The 2020-nt window shown below is 60.5% G+C and carries 2 protein-coding genes; both read left to right on the top strand.

Going from position 1 to position 2020, the window contains the following annotated elements:
* Positions 1 to 942, top strand: a 942-nt coding sequence (locus D6B98_RS39510) for a GGDEF domain-containing protein (protein ID WP_126262245.1), incomplete at its 5' end; no start/stop codon positions are given.
* Between the two features lie 156 nt (positions 943 to 1098).
* On the top strand, positions 1099 to 2020 hold a 922-nt coding region (locus D6B98_RS39505; RefSeq protein ID WP_245481543.1), incomplete at its 3' end, for an IS5 family transposase.

Here is a 2020-nt window from a genome sequence, read left to right as displayed (position 1 = left end):
CCGCACGGCAGCCTAACCCCGGCAGAGGCTCCACTTATCGACGCGGATATTCTGTTCAGACAACCGGGGCCAGCTCATCTTTTGTTTCAGCTGGGGCAACGCTATGCGGATTCGGCACTTGACGATATCGTATTCATCATAATCGTCGCGTTCTTCCTGTGCGTTGCGCTGACAATTTTTAGTGTGCGCCGCTATCGAGATCTCGCCCACGAAACCAAGGCGCGAGCCATTGCGGAAGGAGAAGCGCGCGACCTAACGCGACAGGATCCATTGACCGGCCTGCCGAACCGGCGCCTGTTTAATGAAAAACTTGATGCGTGCCTTGGCCTGGCCCGCGACACGCACCAGGTAGCCGTTCTGCTGCTTGGGCTTGATGGCTTCAAGATGATCAAGGACAAGCATGGCCACGCAGCGGAGGACAAAGCGCTGTGCGAATTTGCCAACAGGGTCGCCGAAATTTTGCAGAAGGACGGTGTCCTAGCAAGGATCGGAGGCGACGAATTCGGGATTGTCCTACCAGGCATTAGCTCCCTTGAAACTCCGACCAATCTGGCGCGCCGTATTGTGGCGTCCGCCAGCGAAACGTTCGCGACCGAGACGGGGGCAGCCGAGCTTGGGGTTGCGATTGGCATCGCCATCGCTCCGACTGACGGCATCAATCTCCACGGATTGGTCAGGCGCGCAGAACGTGCACTTTATCGCGCGCAAGGCGATGGCAGGTCGCATGTTCGCTTTTTCGAACCAGAGATGGATATGCATGTCGACCGGCGCATTCAGATCGAGCGAGAGCTTCGCAGCGCTATCAAGGCCGACATTATTGAGCCGCACTACCAGCCAATAGTCTCGCTCAAAGAGAATTGCATTATTGGGTTCGAGGCACTGGCGCGTTGGGAGAACAGGACGTGGGGGCGTATTCCGCCCGACGTATTTAGTCGTCCGTGAAGAGCGGCTAAACGACTGAGCCAGAATCGCATTTGTCTTTGTGGGCTGTTTCGGGATTGCAGGGTTTTGATTCTTCGGGCATCGGAACCTTGCGATTTCGTTTTCAGATTCCGTCGAATCGCCAGTCATGATTCTGTGGCCGCATCGGAGGTGGCGATGCGACCGAAGCAGCACAGGACGACGGGATCAGGCGATCTGTTCCGGGCCAGGCTGGACCAGATCATCAACATGAAGCACGAGCTGGTTCAGCTCGCAGGCAAGGTCGATTGGGGCTGGATCGACGGCGAGATCGCGCCGCTCTATAGCGAGAACGGTCGGCCGGGCATCGCAAGCCGCTTCGTGATCGGGCTGCTCCTGCTCAAGCACATTTACGGCCTGTCCGATGAGGCGGTGTGCGAGCGCTGGGTCCACGACCCGTATTTCCAGTACTTCACCGGCGAAGAGTTCTTCCAGCACGCTTTCCCGCACGAGCGCTCGGACCTGAGCCACTGGCGCAAGCGGCTCGGCGACAAGCTGGAGCTGTTGCTGGCCGAGAGCCTGAGGGTAGCGCACGAAGCTGGCGCGTTGCGCAGCCAGGACCTCAAGCGGGTCACGGTCGATACCACCGTGCAGCCGAAGGCCATCACCTTCCCGACCGATGCCAAGCTGCTGCACGCGGCCATCAAGGGGCTCAACCGCCTGACGAGGAAGCACGGGGTCAGGCTTCGGCAGTCCTATCTTCGCATCGCCAAGACCGCAGCAATGATGGCGGGGCGCTACGCCCATGCCAAGCAATTCAAGCGGCATCAGCGGCAGTTGCGCATCCTGCGCAGCCGGCTGGGCCGGATCATCCGCGATATCCGCCGCAAGATCGGAGGGCAGACCGTGCTCGAGAACGCGTTCGCCCTCCCGCTCAGCCGGGCTTCGCAGATCCGCTCGCAGCAGCAACGCCAGCGCGGCTGGAAGCTTTACTCCTTCCACGCCCCGGAGGTGGAGTGCATCGGCAAGGGCAAGGCAGCCGCGCCTTACGAGTTAATGGCATGGACCACGCCCGCTCCCAGCGGCAACGTGGAGTCCGGCGGGGCAACAGCAGGAGCGC

The sequence above is a fragment of the Bradyrhizobium sp. LVM 105 genome, assembly GCF_003957705.1.
GTDB classification, from domain to species: Bacteria; Pseudomonadota; Alphaproteobacteria; order Rhizobiales; family Xanthobacteraceae; genus Bradyrhizobium; species Bradyrhizobium frederickii.
Note: the sequence above shows the minus strand (reverse complement) of the source record. Positions and strands in the feature narration are given on the sequence as shown.